The sequence below is a fragment of the Staphylococcus massiliensis CCUG 55927 genome (genome assembly GCF_000298075.1).
GTDB lineage: Bacteria > Bacillota > Bacilli > Staphylococcales > Staphylococcaceae > Staphylococcus > Staphylococcus massiliensis.
Map to the genome: position 1 here is coordinate 1,619,992 of NZ_JH815593.1, position 1,750 is coordinate 1,621,741.

Below are 1,750 nucleotides of genomic sequence, written 5' to 3' on the forward strand. Positions count from 1 at the left end.
ACATCAATGGCACGATATAAATAGATCCATTTTCCTTTTATTTTGATGTACGTCTCATCAATACGCCATTTGTAATAAGCTTTTTTATGCTTTTTCTTCCAAATTTGATACAAAATTGGGGCATATTCTTGAACCCAACGGTAGACCGTTGAATGATGAACGTTTACACCACGTTCCCTTAATATTTCAGATATATCACGATAACTCAATGCATATCTTAGATAGTAGCCAACGGCTACAGTGATAACATCCTTGTTAAATTGTTTATATCTGAAATAGTTCATACAGAAGACTCCTTTTTGTTAAAATTATACTATAAATTCAACTTTGCAACAGAACCATTCTACCGCACTCACTTTGTTCGTTTGCTACAGCATGAATATAAAGGTCGAACTAAAGATTCTGACCTATATTCACGCTAAAAATCCCCTCAAAACCAATATAACTAATTTTAATTATTCTTTATTCTTGAGGTAAATGAATGAAATTGGTCGTATAAGCAATCGAGTGTTTAGGAATGAGCGTACGTTTCTCTAATTCATTATCTTTTGGATCTTTGATGCCATCGCTTTTCACTAATAATATTTCGTACGTATATTCTTTAACAATATACCCCGTAAATGATTCTCCATTATTTAAAACAACTTTTACCTTTTTATGATCAAAGAAAGCATACGCTTGTTTTGGATAATCATAGTTTTTGTAATGTTTTAGCCTCGCTTTTTGTTTATTATTCATCATTTTATCCCCCCTTTATATTAAGAATTTAATAATTGTCCTTTCTTTGCTATATTGCTAGCAGCTACAATATCATTGTTTTGATGTATGAATCCACATTTTGTACACTTAAACTTATTTTTATTAGTTCTGTTGTACTGATTTCTATCATGGCATATTGGACATTCAATAGACGTGAAACTTTCATCAACGATCAGTATTTCGTCATTTTCATTTTTTCGCTGCTTAATCGCAAAATAAGTCAAGTCAAATACCAAACTAGGAAAAGATAAATGGCTTGAACCATGATCACCTAATGCAAAGACGGTTTGAAAACGATTGGACGTTTGTTCTAACATTTCGTTAACTACTTGATTGATATGGCTTTTAAGTCCTGTTTTCAGTTTAGAATAAGCTTCGCTATTATCATATTGCTTATTAGCAATACGTCTCTCGTATTTTCTAAAAAGATGGAAGAGCGTGTTATGTTTATCGACAAAAACAAAAGATCGATCTATATTTGACGTTGTTAAATAATGGTATTTACCTAAATCGATACCAATAATATGAGCTTCTTCTTGTTTTATATAATCGTTAATCGCTTTGATATGCTTATATTTACAGTTTTCTAGCTTTTCTGGAAAACGTCTATAATAGCTTAAATACCAATTCGGAACTTGAATGACCCTCATATCCTCTTTTGTCATGTGAGGTAAAAAACTTTTAACTAACGAAAAATTCATCCCCTATCATTCCCCTTTTTTTCTTGTATTTTATGTTTTAAATACGTTGAGTGGACTGTTTTCAAAGTTTTTTCTACGCATATTCGTTGAGCGCATTTCTTCTAATTCGGACAAAATAGAGCGCATTAAATATCCTTGCATAGCTTCAACAGTTTCTTGTTTTTTAACCATTATACCTTTGAATCTTTTAAGTACTGTAAATAATTCATCATCCATATCTTCAAGCATATACACTTCACCATACATATCATTAAACGAACGCTTAGCTTTTAAAATAACTGATTTAATGA

General features: G+C 31.0%; 2 protein-coding genes and 2 pseudogenes. All 4 read right to left on the minus strand.

The annotated features are described in order from the left end of the window. A pseudogene (locus tag A33S_RS11795) lies at window positions 1-284 on the minus strand (IS6-like element IS257 family transposase); the annotation flags it as partial. Between the two features lie 178 nt (window positions 285-462). After that, on the minus strand, window positions 463-738 hold the full coding sequence (locus A33S_RS0107995; protein ID WP_153907253.1) for a hypothetical protein: 276 nt from the start codon (window positions 736-738) through the stop codon (window positions 463-465). 20 nt (window positions 739-758) lie between these two features. Beyond that, a complete protein-coding gene (locus tag A33S_RS0108000) occupies window positions 759-1,460 on the minus strand; it encodes a zinc ribbon domain-containing protein (protein WP_017176728.1) in 702 nt (233 codons plus the stop codon). A gap of 30 nt (window positions 1,461-1,490) precedes the next feature. Beyond that, window positions 1,491-1,750, minus strand: a pseudogene (locus tag A33S_RS11800) (replication initiator protein A); the annotation flags it as partial.

Bases quoted from the DNA above. Each gene is read 5' to 3' on its own strand.
- A33S_RS0107995 (WP_153907253.1), bottom strand. From the start codon at position 738: ATGAATAATAAACAAAAAGCGAGGCTAAAACATTACAAAAACTATGAT.
- A33S_RS0108000 (WP_017176728.1), bottom strand. From the start codon at position 1,460: ATGAATTTTTCGTTAGTTAAAAGTTTTTTACCTCACATGACAAAAGAG.